The organism is Alishewanella sp. WH16-1 (assembly GCF_001441695.1).
In the GTDB taxonomy this organism is placed as follows: domain Bacteria; phylum Pseudomonadota; class Gammaproteobacteria; order Enterobacterales; family Alteromonadaceae; genus Alishewanella; species Alishewanella agri.
Genome location: NZ_LCWL01000009.1, coordinates 79,602 through 96,430, shown reverse-complemented (window position 1 = coordinate 96,430; position 16,829 = coordinate 79,602). Strand labels below are relative to the sequence as shown.

General features: G+C 47.8%; 21 protein-coding genes and 1 tRNA gene. 15 read left to right on the top strand and 7 right to left on the bottom strand.

The annotated features are described in order from the left end of the window. Position 1 precedes the first annotated feature (1 nt). The 3 genes from AAY72_RS01460 to AAY72_RS01450 all read left to right on the top strand — a co-directional run bounded on the left by AAY72_RS01460 (position 2) and on the right by AAY72_RS01450 (position 1,580). On the top strand, positions 2-250 hold the full coding sequence (locus AAY72_RS01460) for a hypothetical protein (RefSeq protein WP_057785303.1): 249 nt from the start codon (positions 2-4) through the stop codon (positions 248-250). Between the two features lie 439 nt (positions 251-689). Beyond that, positions 690-890: a hypothetical protein gene (locus AAY72_RS01455; protein ID WP_057785302.1), complete on the top strand. Its 201-nt coding sequence runs from the start codon at positions 690-692 to the stop codon at positions 888-890. 117 nt (positions 891-1,007) lie between these two features. Continuing rightward, on the top strand, positions 1,008-1,580 hold the full coding sequence (locus AAY72_RS01450; RefSeq protein ID WP_057785301.1) for an SOS response-associated peptidase: 573 nt from the start codon (positions 1,008-1,010) through the stop codon (positions 1,578-1,580). 168 nt (positions 1,581-1,748) lie between these two features. On the opposite strand, the gene AAY72_RS01445 is transcribed toward AAY72_RS01450, so the two are convergent. The 4 genes from AAY72_RS01445 to AAY72_RS01430 all read right to left on the bottom strand — a co-directional run bounded on the left by AAY72_RS01445 (position 1,749) and on the right by AAY72_RS01430 (position 5,016). Beyond that, positions 1,749-2,306, bottom strand: a complete 558-nt coding sequence (locus AAY72_RS01445) for a hypothetical protein (RefSeq protein ID WP_057785300.1) — start codon at positions 2,304-2,306, stop codon at positions 1,749-1,751. A 15-nt stretch (positions 2,307-2,321) separates the two neighbouring features. Next, complete coding sequence (locus tag AAY72_RS01440) at positions 2,322-3,560, bottom strand: integrase domain-containing protein (RefSeq protein WP_057785299.1); 1,239 nt, start codon at positions 3,558-3,560, stop codon at positions 2,322-2,324. 186 nt (positions 3,561-3,746) lie between these two features. Next, positions 3,747-3,821, bottom strand: a tRNA-Arg gene (locus AAY72_RS01435). 52 nt (positions 3,822-3,873) lie between these two features. Next, positions 3,874-5,016, bottom strand: a complete 1,143-nt coding sequence (locus tag AAY72_RS01430; RefSeq protein ID WP_057785298.1) for a flagellar assembly protein T N-terminal domain-containing protein — start codon at positions 5,014-5,016, stop codon at positions 3,874-3,876. A 219-nt stretch (positions 5,017-5,235) separates the two neighbouring features. Here AAY72_RS01430 and AAY72_RS01425 point away from each other — a divergent pair, with 219 nt between their 5' ends. Further along, on the top strand, positions 5,236-5,694 hold the full coding sequence (locus tag AAY72_RS01425; protein ID WP_057785373.1) for an LPP20 family lipoprotein: 459 nt from the start codon (positions 5,236-5,238) through the stop codon (positions 5,692-5,694). 30 nt (positions 5,695-5,724) lie between these two features. On the opposite strand, the gene flgN is transcribed toward AAY72_RS01425, so the two are convergent. From flgN to flgA, 3 genes are all read right to left on the bottom strand, one after another. After that, on the bottom strand, positions 5,725-6,159 hold the full coding sequence (gene flgN / locus AAY72_RS01420; protein WP_057785297.1) for a flagellar export chaperone FlgN: 435 nt from the start codon (positions 6,157-6,159) through the stop codon (positions 5,725-5,727). Next, on the bottom strand, positions 6,156-6,476 hold the full coding sequence (gene flgM, locus AAY72_RS01415) for a flagellar biosynthesis anti-sigma factor FlgM (RefSeq protein ID WP_057785296.1): 321 nt from the start codon (positions 6,474-6,476) through the stop codon (positions 6,156-6,158). Before flgM ends, flgN begins: the two co-directional genes overlap by 4 nt. A gap of 77 nt (positions 6,477-6,553) precedes the next feature. Next, positions 6,554-7,264 carry a flagellar basal body P-ring formation chaperone FlgA gene (gene flgA / locus AAY72_RS01410; protein WP_057785295.1) on the bottom strand — a complete coding sequence of 237 codons (711 nt, stop codon included), beginning with the start codon at positions 7,262-7,264 and terminating at the stop codon, positions 6,554-6,556. A 126-nt stretch (positions 7,265-7,390) separates the two neighbouring features. On the opposite strand from flgA, the gene AAY72_RS01405 reads away from it, so the two are divergent. From AAY72_RS01405 to flgJ, 11 genes are all read left to right on the top strand, one after another. Further along, complete coding sequence (locus tag AAY72_RS01405) at positions 7,391-8,320, top strand: chemotaxis protein CheV (RefSeq protein WP_008983020.1); 930 nt, start codon at positions 7,391-7,393, stop codon at positions 8,318-8,320. A gap of 16 nt (positions 8,321-8,336) precedes the next feature. After that, complete coding sequence (locus tag AAY72_RS01400; protein WP_057785294.1) at positions 8,337-9,170, top strand: protein-glutamate O-methyltransferase CheR; 834 nt, start codon at positions 8,337-8,339, stop codon at positions 9,168-9,170. A gap of 76 nt (positions 9,171-9,246) precedes the next feature. Beyond that, positions 9,247-9,648 carry a flagellar basal body rod protein FlgB gene (flgB, locus tag AAY72_RS01395; RefSeq protein ID WP_008949729.1) on the top strand — a complete coding sequence of 134 codons (402 nt, stop codon included), beginning with the start codon at positions 9,247-9,249 and terminating at the stop codon, positions 9,646-9,648. A gap of 2 nt (positions 9,649-9,650) precedes the next feature. After that, positions 9,651-10,073, top strand: a complete 423-nt coding sequence (gene flgC / locus AAY72_RS01390) for a flagellar basal body rod protein FlgC (RefSeq protein ID WP_057785293.1) — start codon at positions 9,651-9,653, stop codon at positions 10,071-10,073. A 10-nt stretch (positions 10,074-10,083) separates the two neighbouring features. After that, positions 10,084-10,767, top strand: coding sequence for a flagellar hook assembly protein FlgD (locus AAY72_RS01385; RefSeq protein WP_057785291.1), 684 nt, complete (start codon positions 10,084-10,086; stop codon positions 10,765-10,767). Positions 10,768-10,792: 25 nt separating this feature from the next. Next, positions 10,793-12,082 (top strand): flagellar hook protein FlgE, encoded by a 1,290-nt coding sequence (gene flgE / locus AAY72_RS01380; RefSeq protein ID WP_057785289.1) that lies wholly within the window; start codon positions 10,793-10,795, stop codon positions 12,080-12,082. 201 nt (positions 12,083-12,283) lie between these two features. Then, positions 12,284-13,030 carry a flagellar basal-body rod protein FlgF gene (flgF, locus tag AAY72_RS01375; protein ID WP_057785287.1) on the top strand — a complete coding sequence of 249 codons (747 nt, stop codon included), beginning with the start codon at positions 12,284-12,286 and terminating at the stop codon, positions 13,028-13,030. Between the two features lie 70 nt (positions 13,031-13,100). Next, positions 13,101-13,889 carry a flagellar basal-body rod protein FlgG gene (gene flgG, locus AAY72_RS01370; protein ID WP_008983025.1) on the top strand — a complete coding sequence of 263 codons (789 nt, stop codon included), beginning with the start codon at positions 13,101-13,103 and terminating at the stop codon, positions 13,887-13,889. Positions 13,890-13,899: 10 nt separating this feature from the next. Next, positions 13,900-14,571, top strand: coding sequence for a flagellar basal body L-ring protein FlgH (gene flgH / locus AAY72_RS01365; RefSeq protein ID WP_008983026.1), 672 nt, complete (start codon positions 13,900-13,902; stop codon positions 14,569-14,571). A 9-nt stretch (positions 14,572-14,580) separates the two neighbouring features. Further along, positions 14,581-15,675, top strand: coding sequence for a flagellar basal body P-ring protein FlgI (locus AAY72_RS01360; protein WP_057785285.1), 1,095 nt, complete (start codon positions 14,581-14,583; stop codon positions 15,673-15,675). A gap of 1 nt (position 15,676) precedes the next feature. Next, complete coding sequence (gene flgJ / locus AAY72_RS01355) at positions 15,677-16,801, top strand: flagellar assembly peptidoglycan hydrolase FlgJ (protein WP_057785284.1); 1,125 nt, start codon at positions 15,677-15,679, stop codon at positions 16,799-16,801. Positions 16,802-16,829: the final 28 nt, after the last annotated feature.

The following is a 16,829-nucleotide window of genomic DNA, read 5'->3' as shown; positions in this document are numbered from 1 at the left end:
TGTGGGCGCTCAAGTTGTTGCAGAAATTTACCGGACGCAAGAGAAAAACGGTACCTTCCATGCAGCTTACACCATCACCTATTTTGGCAGCACCGCCCAGATTCAGGGGCTATCTGGCAGTGTATCGCCAGCCTGTATCAAAGAATTGATCCGCTACCTGCAGACAAAAACCAACATTACCCACCTCAGCTATATCCGAAAAAAACCTGCCGGAGAACGCCATCTGAGCTATGAATTGAAAAATTTATAAAAATTTTTTATGGAATTTTTTGATTGATAACAGATTAAAAGTCACGTTTCCAAAATGGACGCAAATTATCCATTTTGGACATCAGTTCTTGCTGTCATTAATGGATTATTACCGCAGTTTATCAAAGACATATCGTCAATTGGTTATTAAAAAAGTCATTAATTTATAAATACTTACCATCCAGAATGTATTTTATTGATAGTGCAATAGGATTCACAGCAAGGCCGCTAGTTTTCCAATATGGATTTTATTGTTATATCAATAAGATACGCTTAATCTGAAATTTCGATTAGCGAGTTTTTAGGCGGGTTTTTGCTGGGTTTTATTTCTGAATTTTCTGTGTTTTTATTATGTGGCAGGGCACGAGCTCTGTATAAATCGCCCGGCAGATCTGGACCATCTGCCAGGCGGCAACCACTAGCGGGATAATGGAGGCTCAATGAGCATAGCAAATATTGGTATTGATGAACAAGATCTTGTCACCGCGCGTTTGAGGCAATTAGAGGCCCTGGCGTTCGTTCTGACAACCCACGAATCGTTTACAGAGACTACCAGCCCCGGATATGCCTCGGCAATATTCAGTTTGTACTGGGATCTGCTCGTAGAAATTACCCAGGCGTTGGGTATTAACAAATCGTAGTTAAGCTATGGGGCGGGGCATCGGCCTCGCCTTTATGCCTAAATTGATTGCAAACAGCGAATCGGATGTTGAAATGGTGCTAGATTAATTAGCAAATATCAATTCGAGGCGCAGTTTATGTGCGGCAGATTAAACGTTATCGATTGCCCTGAAGTTATCGATCTGTGCGAACAGCTGGGGATTCAGCTAAGCATTAAAACCAACAAGGACCTGCGGCCAACGCAGGAACTGACCACCATTACCGGCACCGGCCAGCTTAATTGCCGCTGGGGTATTAAACCTGAATGGTCAGATCGACTGCTTATTAACGCCCAGGCAGAAAAGATGGCAACCAGCCGGCTATGGAAACCAGCTTTTCAAGCTCACCGCGCGCTTGTTCCTTGCTCTGGTTGGTACGAATGGAAATCCGACGACACCGGCCGCAAACATAAATACCTGTTTACCGCCAGTAATCACCTGCCAATGTTTATGGCCGCACTGTACTGGCCAGCCGGCATCTACGCCGAAGAACCTACCGCGGTAACGCTAACCACCACACCAAACAAATACTGCCAGCAATACCATCACCGCATGCCGGTGATCATTCCATTCGAGCATGCAGACTGGTGGCTTAACGGCAGATCAGAGGGTATCGCGCCACTGCTGCACCCGCTGCCAGAAAAGGCAGTTATCGCGGCAGAATGCACTTAAACCGGAATACTGTATATTGGAGCGGAATTGGGGTGGATTTGGGGCGGTCTGGACGTCTGCAGCATTTAAAAACAAAAAAACCTGTTTTACAACAGGCCTTTAAATGGTCGGTACGGCGGGATTTGAACCCACGACCCCTGACACCCCATGATAGTAATCATAAAAAATTTATTTACGATCTACTATCACTTCAGCCTTATGCATTTTCTCATTAGCATCAACTACAAGATATTTAGCATTGACTGCTTCATCAACTGATAAATCAGTATCGTAATACTCAAAGTTTTTCGTAAAAAAAGCACCTGGTTCAAGTATTGGATACCGGTCTGATTTTCCGACCTCAATTACTGTAAAAGGGATTCTTACTGATTTTCCTTCGCCATAATTAACTAGCAATGACTCTAAAGTTATTGGTCTTTTTCCAGTATTAGATACTCTGAGTTTAACAACCGTCTTTTTATCATCATAAAAAGAACGTGATTCATCGGCAAACTGTACGCCAGTTTTTTTTAATGTGATTCTTACACCAGCTTTAATTTTGTAAGTATCCTGCCTGTGATTTTCATTTACAGTCCAGAGAGCAACAAACACAGCTCCGAGAGTGCCTATAGATGTCAACCAGTCGGTGATTTTTATATTGGTAAAAAGATCGCGATTTGCTCCAAGAACAAACCCTACTAAAATAAGAAGCGCGCAGCCAAGCCAAATCACCCGATCCTTAGTCACTTTTTCTATCCTTTATTAAATTACCTTCAATCCACGCTTACCTGCCATAACCATTTTGCCGGTAGCGGCCTCTTCAATATGGCTACTCCACCACTGCATTAACACCCTACGCCGATCGAGATAGGTTGCCCGGTTATAAGCTGCCCGCACCTGGTTCTTATCCTGGTGGGCCAGTGCGGCCTCGATCACATCGTGATCAAAACCCTGTTCGTTTAATGTGGTGCTGGCCAGTGCGCGCAAACCGTGTGATACCAATATGCCTTTATAACCCATCCGTTGCAATGCACGGTTAGCTGTTTCGGAGTGAGTCGGTCGCCCCGGGTTGCGTTCGCTGGGGAAGATAAACGGCGTTCTGCCAGATATGGGCTGCATATAATCGAGTAGCGCTAAGGTTTGCTCAGTGAGCGGTACTTTATGTTCGCGCTTTTTTTTCATCCGTTCTGCAGGGATGCACCACAGCATTTGCTCCCGGTCGATTTCATCCCATCTGGCACCGGCCGCTTCCGATGGCCGAACCATAGTGTGCAGCTGCCACTCTATTAAGCAGCGCGTCTGGATCCGGATTTGGGCAAAGCTAAGCGCCTTCATCAACTCCGGCAACTGCTCAGGTTTAAGGGTTGGCATATTCTCGGGTTTGGCAGTAATAAACGCAGCTTTAATACCGGCCAGCGGGTTGTGCTGCAAAATGCCGGTATTCACGCACCAGGTCATCAGCTCATTCAGGCGCTGACAAACACGGGATAATGTTTCAGCTTTATCGGCAGCTTCCAAAGGCTTTAGTGTTTCGATCACCAATGGGGCCGTCAAATCTGTGACGGCGCGTTTACCAAGATCAGGGAATAAATGTGATTCAAAGCTGCGCCGGATATTAAATGCATGCCGGTCACTAACCTTGGAAAACTTAACGGTAAACCATTTCTCAGCCACATCAGCCAGAGTGGTGGATAGCTCCCGGCGCTTAGCTTCGCTTTGTTGTTCAGCATGAGTTTGCGGATCGATATTACGATCCAGCAGTTCGCGGTACTCGGCGCGAATCTTCCTGGCATTTGCCAAACTGGTTTCGGGATAATTGCCGATTTTAATAACGTTAGGCTTATTAAGGTGAGGGCGCTTGTAGCGCAGCATCCAGCGTTTGCTGCCAGCAGGTGAAATTCGCAGCTCTAAACCGTCGCCATCATACAGCGAATACTGCTTTTCTTTAGGCTTAGCAGTGCGTACTTCTGTATCACTTAAAGGTGTTGTTTTTATTGCCATTTTGCACAAAATGATAACACGGCTTGGTAACACAGATCGGCTGTGTTATCACCTGTGTTATCAAAACTCCCGATTTACCCCGAACCATGCTGAACTAAACCGAACTTGGATCCAGCGCCTAAGCCTTGATATTAGCGGGTTTTGTGAACGTTGGCGAGCTTTAGCGGAGGTCTTAGAACTAACTGTTGGCTGCCCCAACAGGAATCGAACCTGTAATTGCCCCTTAGGAGGGGGCCGTTATATCCATTTAACTATGGGGCAAGGCGGCCGAAAGTCTAACAGAGTTAAAACCTTATGTGAACTACTGGCGGGGCTATTGCCCTGCCAGACTCACGATATCTCCCGGTTGGATATGATTCAGTAATTGCTGCGCAGTCGAGGCGGCCCAGGCGCTGTCAGGCGTTACCTCAGTGAGCGTTAGCTTAACCGGACTGTGGATCAGGCGGCGAATGCGGCTATCTTGCGGGTCGCGTTGTACTTGTATCAATTGCACCTGGTCGCCTACTTTTAAACCGTGACTGCTACCCAGACCAATTTCAATTTGTTGTTGGCGAACCTGACGAATTTGCGTTAACAGCGGCTGACATTGCAGTTGTTGCTGAATATCAAGAGCGGCAGCACGCAGTACCTGATCGATTTTCTGACCATAAGGCATTTGCCAGAATGCCATACTATGGCTAGCCGGAGTTGCTTGTTGCTGCGGCCATTGACTGCCGGTGCGATATTCTTGTTGAAAGCTGATTTCGCGCTGATAGGTATCGTATAACCACAGCTCCAGAGCAAAAAAACGCTCGTAGCTGTCGCTTTGCCAGAATTTACTGAGTTTACGGCCCAGAGATAGATCATTGATGCTGGCAAGTAAGATAAATTGCTGTCCGTCCGCAAACAAGGCATCGGCGACTTCCGCGTTAAGTTGTTCCGGTAGCATCAATTGCTCTGTTACCTCAAGCCTGGCTGCAGGTGCAAAGTCACGCAAATGTCGGGCGAGTTGGCGGGTGCTATGTTCACCCAGTTGAAATAATTGCCCATGGATCGCATCCTGCCGTGCCGCTAACTGAATGGTCGGGAGTTGCAGTGGTGCGCGGTGTTGCAAGCTGCAGCGGCTCGCTTCAGCAATAATATGTGCTCTAAGGGTAATACTGACCTGATTCTGGCTGTGGGTTTCCGACAATAATTGCACCTGCTTTAATTCTGCAGCGCTACTTAGGGTTACCTGATGATGTTGCAAGATACCCTGAATAACTTGTTGCTCGCTTTGTACTTTGGCGCCGGCAAATAAGCTGGCACGCTGTATGGCATCTGCAATTGCGGCCTGTCGGGCTGCATTTATATCACCACGCTCAATAGGTGCCTGGCCGGTAGCCTCGTACCAGTTGGCAGCCGCGCTGGCGCTGTAAAGAGATAAACTAAACAACAAAAAGCCAACAGGGCGCAGCGCGCGAAGTGTATTTCTCATATTCAAACCTTTTAGGAACCCGACAGCAGCTGTTATAACCTTGACGGTGATACCGAACTTAAGTGGATATAGCAAACTTTATGCCGTCATAACGAAGGTTATGGCATTTATTTTGCTTTACTGAAAGACAACAACATTAACTGGCTGGCTGCGCTGCTGGTTTTCAAGCTTAGCCAGCAGCGTGTTAAATAGCGATTTCGACTGACAAGAGTGAGCAAAATGAAAAATGCAGGCTTGGCTTTTATCTGTAGCGCCCTGTTAGCGGGCTGTAGTCAACTGGCTGATCGGCATATTGAGTATCAGCAGGAGGTTCCGCTGAGCTTTCCGGTAATCACAGCCTTAGGTGCTGCACCCATTTCCGCACAGCAAGGCAATGATGCGACACAGCGGATGTTATTAGCGATGCGCGCGTCTAAATTAGAAGCCTACCGAGAGTTAGCTGAGCGGGTATATGGTCAAAGAATTGACAGCCAGAATACAGTTAGTGCGATGGTGGCACAAAGCGATGTGCTGGAAGCTTCAGTACAAGGCGTGATCCGTGGTGCCCGGGTTGTGAAAACCTATGCAGTGGATGATACCTACATCACGGAACTGGAGCTGAATTTCGCCGAGGTTTACGCAACATTACAACATACTCAGCCAAAACAAAGTATTCGTAGTGTGCGGTATCTATGGTGAAATTCTGAAGACTAATGCTAATTGACCGGCTCAGGCTTTAATGCCGGGGCCTTTGTTATCGACCGCTGGTTGGCCCTTGCTGGTATAAGTTAAGCCTGATTTACCCTGCGCCCCTAATAACTCATTCTTAAGCCGCTGCAACGTTAGCTGGCTTTGCTCGACGACTTGCTGATTAACCTGGGTTTGCTGTTTACAGGCAGCCAGTGTCTTGTCCATTTGTGTCACTTGTTCAATAAACCAGTCTTGGCTTCTGAAGCTCGCTAACTCAGGGAATTGTGCCAGCGTTTGATCAAGGGTGGCAATTTTTTGCAGCAAGTCACTTTTTTGCTCTACCAGTAAGTCGAGTTGCGCGGCATCACGTTGGGTTAGGGCAGTTAACTCATTCGATAATAACAGCAAAAGCGCATCCAATTGCGCTTGTTGCTGATTTAACAAGGTGATAATGGTATCTGGCTGTTGACTCATTTGCGGTCGAATAAATCGCCTTCAAATTGCATGATGCGTTTGGCCAGCATCTCAACATTAATCTTGTATTTACCTTCCGCAATAGCTTGCTTAATTTTGTCGACACGCTCTTGGTCGATACCACTGCTATTGGCTGCCTTTTCCTGTAATTTAGAAAACTGCTGCGCTTGCGGGGTAATTGATACTGAATCCTGCTTTTGCGTTGCCTGACTGGACGCATTTTGCTGCACAGTAGTTTGCTGGCGCTGTACCAGTTGGTCAGTTTTGTCTGCCTTTACTTGCGGAGTATTCTGCAAGTTATTGATATTAATTGCCATAATAGAACCTCATCACCTTAAACACAGTCCTTATGCTCAGGTTAACGGCTGCACTTAATAAAACTTTAGCTTTTTTTCTAAAATTTTATCCGGACTTGATTTACGCCAACGACCTCGGAACTGATGTTGCGGCCAGACTGCTGGTTTTTAACCTGAACGGTGTCACCCAAACTGCCGTCTTGCTGCGCAACGCCTGTGGTACTGACTGCTAAACCACCTTGGCTAATTTGTATTGTAACAATATCGCCACGGCAAACAAGACATAAGTCTTGTAAACTAATTATCTGCCCGACACTTAAACTGCGTTTGTTACGGCTGCCAACGATAAGCGCAGGCTCTTGCACAATAGCGCCTCGCACTAATCGCCGCTCACGACGTTGTATTTCCAGCATATCGGCAGTAAGAGCGGTTCCTGGAGCGATATTTTGCCTGCTGACCACCAGCTCCAGCCATTCGGTCAGGCGTGCCGGAATAAATAGCTGCCAAACTAACGGCGCATTGCAACTCACCTGCACCGTGGTTTGCCGGGGATTATAGTTTGCCGGCAGACTGAACTCAGGCGCATGCGCACAGCTTTTGTTACCAATCCGGTTATCCAGCGCCGTTAGTTGCACTTCCGTATCGGTGTCAGCGGTCGCAAATTGCTGATTGACCCAGACCTCGGCTAATTCGGTTAATTGCGCTGGCGTATAGCTCTGGTTATCGTCGGCGTGTACTTTAAGCAGACAAAGCCACAGCAATGATGCTGTAAAGAGGGCTTGGCAGATAAAATTTTCGTACTTTTTCATATAGTTTGGCTATGCTTTACAGATAAAGGGTTATAACATGACCGCCAAGTACGGCTTAGTCATTTTTCTGTCACTGCTAGCCAATTATGCAAGTACCGCGCCCATTAGCAGATAAAGGAGCCATTGATGTCTAGTATCCTAGATTCCGTTAACCAACGCACGCAGCTGGTTGGGCAAAACCGCCTTGAGCTACTGTTGTTTAAACTCAATGGTCGGCAACGGTATGGCATCAATGTGTTTAAGGTGCGAGAGGTGCTGCAGTGCCCGCAATTAACTGCGATGCCGAAGCGGAATAAATTTGTACGCGGTATTGCCCATATCCGTGGTCAAACCATTTCTGTTATCGATTTAAGCCTTGCCACTGGCGGCAAGCCGATTGCCGATTTGTCGACGGCCTTTATTATTATCTCTGAGTATAACCGCTCAGTGCAGGGCTTCCTGGTAAGTGGGGTTGAACGGATTGTCAATATTAATTGGGAGGCGATTATGCCGCCACCCAAAGGCACCAGCGGCAAACAAAGTTATCTGACGGCGGTAACGGAAATTGACAAAGAATTGGTCGAGATCCTGGATGTGGAGAAAATTCTGGAAGAGATTTCTCCTTCGCCAACGATGATCCGGGATGAAGCCCTAACCAAGAGTATTACAACAGATTTGGGTAACCGCTTAATTCTGATTGCCGATGACTCTGCCGTAGCGCGCAATCAGGTAAAACGGGCGCTGGAACCGCTGGGCGTGCAAATGCATTTGGTAAATAATGGCCGGGAAGCCTTAACCTATTTACAACAGCTAGCGAAAGACTGTCAGACCTCGATCACGGAAAAAGTAGGGTTATTGATTTCCGATATCGAAATGCCAGAGATGGATGGCTACACTCTGACAGCAGAAGTCAAAGCCGATCCGAAACTGCGCAAATTACACGTGATTCTGCATACTTCATTAAGCGGGGTCTTTAATCAGCAGATGGTACAAAAAGTTGGTGCTGAGGATTTTATTGCCAAATTTAATCCTGATGAGCTGGCACAGTCAGTACAAAAGTGGTTACACACTGATTAAGCACTGAGGACCTTCGGTGACAGATAAGCAATTACAAGAAAGTGAATACCGCCAGTTCCGTGATTTTTTGGAGCAGCAGTGCGGTATTGTGCTGGGTGAGAACAAACAGTATCTGGTAAAGAGCCGGCTTGGGCCCTTAATGCAGCGTTTTAGTATTGCTACCTTGTCTGAGTTGCTCACCAAAACCATGAATCCGTTTGAGCGGCAATTACGCTCAGCCGTTATTGACGCCATGACTACTAACGAAACACTCTGGTTTCGGGATACTTATCCCTACGAGCTGTTAAAGAGCCAAATTTTTCCGGAGCTGGAAAAAACTTGCCGCAGCGTCAAAATTTGGTCAGCTGCCAGTTCGTCAGGGCAAGAGCCTTATTCTATCTCCATGACTGCCTTGGAGTACCAACAAGGTCGGCCAAGCGCCTTTGCTGGTGGCGTCAGTATTCTTGGTACCGATATTTCCAATACTATGCTGGAACATTGCCAGCGAGCCGAGTATGACGGTTTAGCCTTAGCCCGGGGCTTGTCGCCAGAGCGGCGTAGTCGTTTTTTTGAAGATAGCGGCAAGGGGATGATGCGGGTAAAAGAGCAGGTTCGTAAAAACGTCAGTTTTCGCCACCTAAACCTACTCGACTCTTATACCTTGTTAGGAAAGTTCGATATTATCTTTTGCCGTAACGTGTTGATTTATTTCTCTCCCGAAGTAAAAACCAAGATCATCCGCCAGTTTGCGCAGGCTTTAAACAGCCGGGGCTATTTAATTCTGGGCGCTTCCGAGTCACTGTCTAGTCTGAATGAAGACTTTGAGATGCTGCGCTGTAATCCCGGCATTATCTACCGCAAGAAAACCTAGCCTGATAACACTTCACTAATTTTTGGCCTGCTCTTTGCATTACCTGGTTGAGTGTTCAACTTAAGGTGGCAAAAAAATGGCTATCAGTTTTGACAAAGCATTTGGCATGCACCAGCAAGCACTGCTGATCCGTGATCGCCGTGCCCAGGTTCTGTCTGAGAATATCGCCAATGCCGATACCCCCGGCTACAAAGCCAAAGAGCTCGATTTTCAACAAGCACTGAATAATGCGCAGTCCCGTCAGGCGCGGCCGGTAAGCCGAACCCATGAAGGGCATTTTCATATTTCTACTGAAGTCCGGCAGGAAGTGAAGTTTCGTAACCCGGATCAACCCGATACTGGCGACGGCAACAGCGTCGATATGCATCGCGAGCGTAATGCCATGATGCAAAATGCCATTGAGTATCAAACCAGTTTGCAGTTTCTGAATAGCCGAATCAGTGGCCTGAAAAAAGCTATCACAGGTACAGGACAATAATTATGAGCTTATTTAAAGTGTTTGATATTGCCGGCTCAGGCATGACTGCGCAGTCGGTACGCATGAATACCACCGCCAGTAATATCGCGAATGCTAATAGCGTCAGTAGTAGTATTGATCAGGTTTATAAAGGCCGGCATCCAGTATTTGCGGCAGAGCTGTCCGAAGCGAGGCGGCAACAAGATGCCGGTAGCGGCGTAAAAGTGCTGGGTATTGTCGAGTCAGAGGCGCCACCGGTGGTGGAGTATGCACCTAATCATCCGCTGGCAGATGAAAACGGCTATGTCTACAAGCCTAACGTCAACATTATGGAAGAGATGGCCAACATGATCTCGGCATCACGCTCTTATGAAACTAATGTGCAAACTGCCGATGCTGCCAAGCAAATGTTAATGCGCACTCTACGCTTAGGGCAGAGCTCTTAAGGACTAACTGATGACGACCGTTAATAACAACTCTGCCCTGGACGGGATGTACTGGGATAACAAAAACAAGGTGCCAGACAAGAATAATGGTGCCTTAACCCAATCTGATTTTTTTGCCTTGTTAACCCAGCAGTTGGCATTTCAGGATCCAACCAAGCCGGTTGAGAATGATCAGATGATTGCGCAGATGACTAACTTCACCATGGCCGATGGTATTTCAAAGTTAAATGAAAACTTTACCAGTCTGGCGCAGAGTATGAGTTCGAATCAGGCGCTGCAGGCGTCGTCACTGGTTGGCCGCAGTGTGTTGACGCAGTCAGATCAGTTGGTTTTTACCGGTGATTCGTTATCACGGGGGCAGATAAACGTCGATACTGTGGCAGACAATATGAAAGTGATTATTACCAAACCCAATGGCGAATTGGTAAATACCTTTAACGTGGACAATCCACAACTGGGTAAGAATGAATTTGTCTGGGATGGTACCGATGGTGATGGTGAAGCCATGCCACCCGGACTTTACAATATCAAGGTGGAAGTTAGTGCCAACGGTAAAACCGAAACCGTACCCGTGCAGGTCTACACCCCGGTTTCCAGTGTCAGCATGGGCAACAATGGCAATGGCATTATGCTAAACCTGATTGGCTTAGGATCGGTCAAGCTAGCCGATGTGTTAGAAGTTTCTTACAGTTAAACAACCGCTTAAGGTGAGGTGACATATGAGTTTTCAAATTGCATTAAGCGGCATTGCTGCTGCGCAGAAAGATTTAGATACCACAGCAAATAACATTGCGAACGTGAATACCACCGGCTTTAAAGAGTCGCGTGCCGAGTTTGCTGATGTTTACGCGTCATCAGTTTTTCAATCAGCTAAAACCAAAGTTGGCGATGGTGTGCGGACAGCCTCAATTGCCCAGCAGTTCCAGCAGGGCTCACTGCAATTTACTAATAACGCTCTTGATTTAGCGATTACCGGTGACGGTTTTTTTGTTACAGCCTCTGAAATTGGCTCCCGCGATTATGGCTATACTCGTGCGGGAGCTTTTAAGCTGGATAAAAATAACTTTTTAGTGAACAATAATGGTGATTTTCTCCAGGGTTATCCGGTAGATAGATCTACTGGCTCAACAACCTCAGTCAGTTTGAGTACGACTAACCCAATTCAAATTCCGACTACAGCTGGAGCTCCAAGTGCAACGCGCTCAATTTTTCTTTCTATGAATCTGGACTCCCGGGCAACGACTCCAACTACTGCTTTCAGTGTGGGAGATCGCTCTTCTTATAATAGTACGACTTCAACAACCGTATACGATAGTTTAGGCCAAGCTCATATTATTAGTTTGTATTTTGTGCGGGAAGCTCCGTTAACAGACAATACCTGGTCTGTATATAGTGCATTCGATGGGGATGTTCTCAATAGTAATGCACCAATTTCCACGTTGCAGTTTACTCCTTCTGGGATTCCGGTAGGTTCACCTAATCCCTTTACAGATGGTATCTTGTCACAGACTGAATTAAATGGTCTGTTGCAAAATGGTGCTACATTTCCACAAGATGTAACTGTTCGTTATCAGGATGAGTCAGGTACAAGAAATCCAACACAATACTCATCAAATTTTGAGGTGGGTACTTTAAGCCAAAACGGTACCACTGTTGGACGTTTAACCGGCTTAGATATCGATACCGGCGGCAGGCTGATGGCTACCTACTCAAATGGTGATCAGCAATATTTAGCACAAGTCTCGATGGTACGTTTTGCTAATCCACAAGGTTTAAACCAGGTTGGTAATACGTCATGGAAAGCGAGTCTTGCATCTGGTGAACCGTTGGCCGGTGAGCCTAACACAGGAACTTTTGGCAGTATCCAAAGCTCTGCACTGGAACAATCTAACGTTAACCTAACCACTGAACTGGTGGATTTAATTAATGCCCAGCGTAACTTCCAGGCCAACTCCAGAGCGTTGGAAGTCAACAGTTCGCTGCAGCAGACGATTCTGCAGATCCGGTAATCTCGATTTGACCGGTACAAAAGCCACGCAGCTGTTGCGTGGCTTTTGAGTTTTATGGTTGCTGTTTTTTTACCTACTAATTTCTTAACCGCTGTTCATTGCTAAGACCACTGTTGTGTTCTTCGCCGCAAGCTTAATCAGTTTGGCACTTTCCTTGCTTAGTATCTTGCCAAGAGTCAATTCCTTTACACGAGGTTGCTGATGGATCGTTTGCTTTATATCGCCATGAGCGGTGCCAAAGAAAATATGCATGGTATCAGTGTCAGAGCTAACAACCTGGCAAATACCGGTACAGTAGGCTTTAAAGCCGATTTTGAGCAGGCTCGCGCGATGCAGGCTTTTGGCGCAGGTTTACCAACCCGGGTGTTTTCGATGACCGAACGACCTGGTCAAAACTTTGACAGCGGTGCGCTGATTATTACTGAGCGTGAGCTGGATATGGCGATTCAGGGCGACGGTTGGTTTGCAGTTCAGGATAAAGATGGTAATGAAGCCTATACCCGCGCCGGCAATATGCAATTAAGCCCAACCGGCATGCTGTTAACCGCCAGCGGTTTGCCAGTGCTCGGCGATGACGGTCCGATCCAGTTGCCGGTACCGCTTGCCAAAATGGAGATTGGTCAGGACGGTACGGTGAGCGCAAGAGTGCAGGGCGCTCCGGCTAACGTAATGGAACAGGTAGGGCGAATTAAATTAGTTAAGCCACCTTATGCGGAAATTGAAAAAGGTAATGATGGTTTATTCCGGCGTAAAGATGGCCAGCTAGCTGAAGTCAGTGCCGAAGTCAGCTTGCTGCATGGTGCCTATGAAGGCAGTAACGTCAATGCCATTGGTGAGATGACCAGCATGATTAGCTTACAAAGACAGTTTGAGTTGCAGGTGAAAATGATGAAGCAGGCTGAGCAAATGGATCAGCAACAAAACCAACTGCTACGGATTATCGGTTAAATCAGGTTTTAGCGATTGAGGTAACCGCCTTAATCATTCGGTTCAAAGGGCTCAGGCCCGGGAGGTTCAAATGCATCCGGCTTTATGGATTAGCAAAACAGGTTTAGACGCCAAACAGCGTGATATTTCGGTGATCTCGAATAACCTGGCTAACGCCAGCACCGTCGGCTTTAAGAAAAGCCGGGCGATTTTCGAGGATTTGCTTTATCAAAATATTAATCAGCCAGGTGGCCGTTCTTCACAAAACTCGGAACTGCCTAACGGATTAATGATTGGTGCCGGTACCAAGGTGGTCGCGACACAAAAAAGCTTTACCCAGGGCAATATGATTACCACCGAAAACAGTTTGGACCTGATGATTCAGGGCCATGGTTTTTATGAGGTATTAATGCCGGATGGCACCATTTCTTACACCCGTAATGGTCAATTTACGGTAGACGGTGATGGCAATATGGTCACCTCCGGAGCCGGCTATCAGGTGCAACCGAATATTGTGATTCCGCCGGACGCGACTTCCATCATGGTTTCGCAAGATGGTGAAGTGTCTGTGCGCTTAGCCGGGCAGGTCGAAAATGCGGTACTGGGCCAGTTGACGGTAACCAACTTTATTAACCCGGCTGGCCTTGAACCGATAGGCCAGAACCTGTTTAAAGAAACGCCGGCTAGTGGCGATCCAGTACAAGGTATTCCGGGCCTGGAGGGGCTGGGCATTATTGTGCAGGGGGCGCTGGAAACCTCTAACGTTAATGTCACGGAAGAGTTGGTTAGTCTGATTGAAAGTCAGCGGGTGTATGAGATGAACTCCAAAGTGATCTCTACCGTCGATCAGATGCTGGGTTATGTCATTCAGCAGCTTTAAGGAGGCATTGATGCGTACGTTATCGTTAGTCTTGCTGTTTAGTTTACTCACAGCTTGCGCCTCGACCCGTGAGGCGATGCCCGACGACCCGTATTTTGCGCCTTTACCGCCCGAGCCAGCACCACGGCCGGTGCTGAAGACGGGTTCGTTGTTTACTCAAACGCATTCAAACAGCTTGTATTCCGATAATAAAGCGCGCCATGAAGGTGACATTATTACCGTGGTACTGCGTGAAAAAACTCAGGCGTCAAAAAAAGCGAAAACTGAAACGCAGAAAGATAGCAATGTGGCCTTTGAGCCATTGAATATCGCCGGACGCAATGCGTCTATTGGTGGCAATGTATTGCAGTTTGGCGCGGGTAGTACCCAGGATTTTAAGGGCGATGCTAAGGCAGATCAGAGCAACAGCCTGGTCGGTGACATTTCGGTCAATGTATTGCAGGTATTATCGAACGGTAATCTGGTGATCCGCGGTGAAAAATGGTTAACGCTGAACACCGGGAAAGAATATATCCGTTTAACCGGGGTGATCCGGCCACAAGATGTCGATGTGAATAACACTGTCGAGTCAACCAAGATTGCCAATGCGCGAATTGAGTACAGTGGTACCGGTGCCCACCATCATGGTCAATCACCTGGCTGGTTAGCACGGTTTTTTAATGGCCCCTTGTGGCCATTCTAGGAGCACATAATGCGTAGTAGATTCTTGCTTATCGGTCTGTTGCTGGCGCTAATCAGTGTCACCGCCGATGCTGCGCGGATTAAAGATGTCGCCGATATCGAAGGGGTTCGTTCGAACCAGCTGGTCGGCTATGGTCTAGTGGTCGGGTTACCAGGTACCGGCGAGCAAAGCCCTTTTACAGAACAAAGCTTTCGTACCATGCTGGCCAACTTTGGTATTAATTTACCTGCCGGCACCCGCACCCAGATAAAAAATGTAGCAGCAGTAGCCATTCACGCTGAGCTACCGGCCTTTGCCAAGCCAGGCCAGACTATTGATATTACGGTGTCTTCAGTCGGCAGTGCGAAGAGCTTACGCGGCGGAACTTTACTGCAAACCTTCTTAACCGGTTTAGACGGTAATGTGTATGCAGTCGCGCAGGGCAGTTTAATTGTTAGTGGCTTGGGTGCTGAAGGGTTAGACGGTTCACGGATCCTGGTCAATACGCCGACAGTAGGCCGTATCCCCAATGGCGCTGTGGTAGAGCGTGAAGTTGAGTCACCTTTTGCCAAAGGGGATTTTATTACCTTTAATCTAAAGCGGCCGGATTTTACTACGGCCAAACGGCTGGCGGAAACCATTAATGGCTTTATGGGACCGGAAACAGCCTTCTCGCTGGACGCCTCTTCTGTGCAGGTGCGGGCACCACGCGATATCAGTCAGCGCGTGTCTTATTTATCAACACTGGAGAATCTGACGTTCCAACCTGCTGATCAGTCAGCGAAAATTATTATTAACTCCCGTACCGGTACCATTGTCATTGGCAAAGACGTGCGGTTATTCCCCGCCGCAGTAACGCACGGTGGTTTAACTGTGACCATTGAGGAAAATCCACAGGTCTCGCAACCCAACCCTCTGGCGGGCGGTGATACCGCTATTGTGCAAGACAGTATTATCAACGTTAGCCCGGAAAACTCGCGGATGTTTAAGTTTGATCCCGGTGTCACCCTGGATGATTTAGTGCGTACTGTAAATGCAGTCGGTGCCGCCCCCGGCGATCTAATGGCCATCCTGGAAGCATTAAAAGAAGCGGGTGCTATCCATGGTGAGCTGGTGGTGATCTAAGATGAACGGCGCCAAACTGCAGCATTCCTACCATGATCTGCAAAGTTTGCAGCAGATCCGCTCAGCGTCAAAAAAGGATGAGCAAGGCGCCTTACGTCAGGCGGCGGAGCAGTTTGAAGCCATTTTCTTTAATATGCTGCTGAAAAGCATGCGCCAGGCAAACAAAGCCTTTGAAGCCGAAGGTTTAATGAATAGCCAGACCACCGAATTTTATCGGGATATGCATGATAATCAGATGGCAACCGATTTAGCCCAAAAAGGTAGCTTGGGGCTGGCAGATATTTTAGTCCAGCAACTGGATCCGACTGCCGCGGCTAAAAATCGTCAGCAAGCGGCAGCGTTACTGCTACCGGGCGAGCAAAATCGCGAGCTTGCCATGCCACAAGCACAACAGTTTAACGAACAGCCGGAAATGGCACTATTACAGGCCCAATCTGCCCAGCAGCTGGTGCAGACAGGGGTGATCCAACCTGGTCGGCGTGACGCCTCGTTGTTGACACCGCTGCTGGAAAAGTTACAACAGCAACGGGAAAAAGCGGCCCAGAGCGCCGTGCAACAAACGGCGACACCGGATTTAGCCACAACGCAAACAAGCCCTGCACCATGGCAGGTTGACTCGCCAGTTGCCTTTATTAAAAGTTTATTACCTGCTGCCCGCAAAGCAGCAGGAGCCCTGGGTTTAGATCCGTTGGCACTGATTGCTCAGGCTGCACTGGAGACGGGTTGGGGTAAACGGATGATTAAAACTGCCAATGGCGACAACAGTTTTAATTTGTTCGGTATTAAAGCCAGCCGCAACTGGCAGGGCGATACGGCGGTGGTCGATACTCTGGAATACCGCCAGGGCGTGGCGCGCAAAGAGCAGGCAAAATTCCGCGCCTATACCTCGCCGGAAGATAGCTTAAGAGACTATACTGAATTTATTGCCAACAGTCTGCGTTACCAGCAGGCCGTAGCTGCGGCAGCCGAACCGGCGGCGTATTTCAGTGAACTGCAAGCTGCCGGTTATGCGACAGATCCTAATTATGCACAAAAAATCATGTCGGTTTACCGTAGTACTGCCTTTGAGCAGGTTCGGGCCGAGTTAGAAAGTACTCAAGATTTTGCGGCAGCAGCCGATGAGTAGCCAATACCCAGTGGTGGGCGGAGCAATT

Coding starts and splice junctions, on each gene's coding strand:
- flgE (WP_057785289.1), top strand. CDS start 10,793: ATGAGTTTTCAAATTGCATTAAGCGGCATTGCTGCTGCGCAGAAAGAT.
- flgC (WP_057785293.1), top strand. CDS start 9,651: ATGAGCTTATTTAAAGTGTTTGATATTGCCGGCTCAGGCATGACTGCG.
- flgF (WP_057785287.1), top strand. CDS start 12,284: ATGGATCGTTTGCTTTATATCGCCATGAGCGGTGCCAAAGAAAATATG.
- AAY72_RS01455 (WP_057785302.1), top strand. CDS start 690: ATGAGCATAGCAAATATTGGTATTGATGAACAAGATCTTGTCACCGCG.
- AAY72_RS01385 (WP_057785291.1), top strand. CDS start 10,084: ATGACGACCGTTAATAACAACTCTGCCCTGGACGGGATGTACTGGGAT.
- flgJ (WP_057785284.1), top strand. CDS start 15,677: ATGAACGGCGCCAAACTGCAGCATTCCTACCATGATCTGCAAAGTTTG.
- flgB (WP_008949729.1), top strand. CDS start 9,247: ATGGCTATCAGTTTTGACAAAGCATTTGGCATGCACCAGCAAGCACTG.
- AAY72_RS01360 (WP_057785285.1), top strand. CDS start 14,581: ATGCGTAGTAGATTCTTGCTTATCGGTCTGTTGCTGGCGCTAATCAGT.
- flgG (WP_008983025.1), top strand. CDS start 13,101: ATGCATCCGGCTTTATGGATTAGCAAAACAGGTTTAGACGCCAAACAG.
- flgM (WP_057785296.1), bottom strand. CDS start 6,476: ATGGCAATTAATATCAATAACTTGCAGAATACTCCGCAAGTAAAGGCA.
- AAY72_RS01425 (WP_057785373.1), top strand. CDS start 5,236: ATGAAAAATGCAGGCTTGGCTTTTATCTGTAGCGCCCTGTTAGCGGGC.
- AAY72_RS01440 (WP_057785299.1), bottom strand. CDS start 3,560: ATGGCAATAAAAACAACACCTTTAAGTGATACAGAAGTACGCACTGCT.
- AAY72_RS01405 (WP_008983020.1), top strand. CDS start 7,391: ATGTCTAGTATCCTAGATTCCGTTAACCAACGCACGCAGCTGGTTGGG.
- AAY72_RS01430 (WP_057785298.1), bottom strand. CDS start 5,016: ATGAGAAATACACTTCGCGCGCTGCGCCCTGTTGGCTTTTTGTTGTTT.
- flgA (WP_057785295.1), bottom strand. CDS start 7,264: ATGAAAAAGTACGAAAATTTTATCTGCCAAGCCCTCTTTACAGCATCA.
- flgN (WP_057785297.1), bottom strand. CDS start 6,159: ATGAGTCAACAGCCAGATACCATTATCACCTTGTTAAATCAGCAACAA.
- AAY72_RS01450 (WP_057785301.1), top strand. CDS start 1,008: ATGTGCGGCAGATTAAACGTTATCGATTGCCCTGAAGTTATCGATCTG.
- flgH (WP_008983026.1), top strand. CDS start 13,900: ATGCGTACGTTATCGTTAGTCTTGCTGTTTAGTTTACTCACAGCTTGC.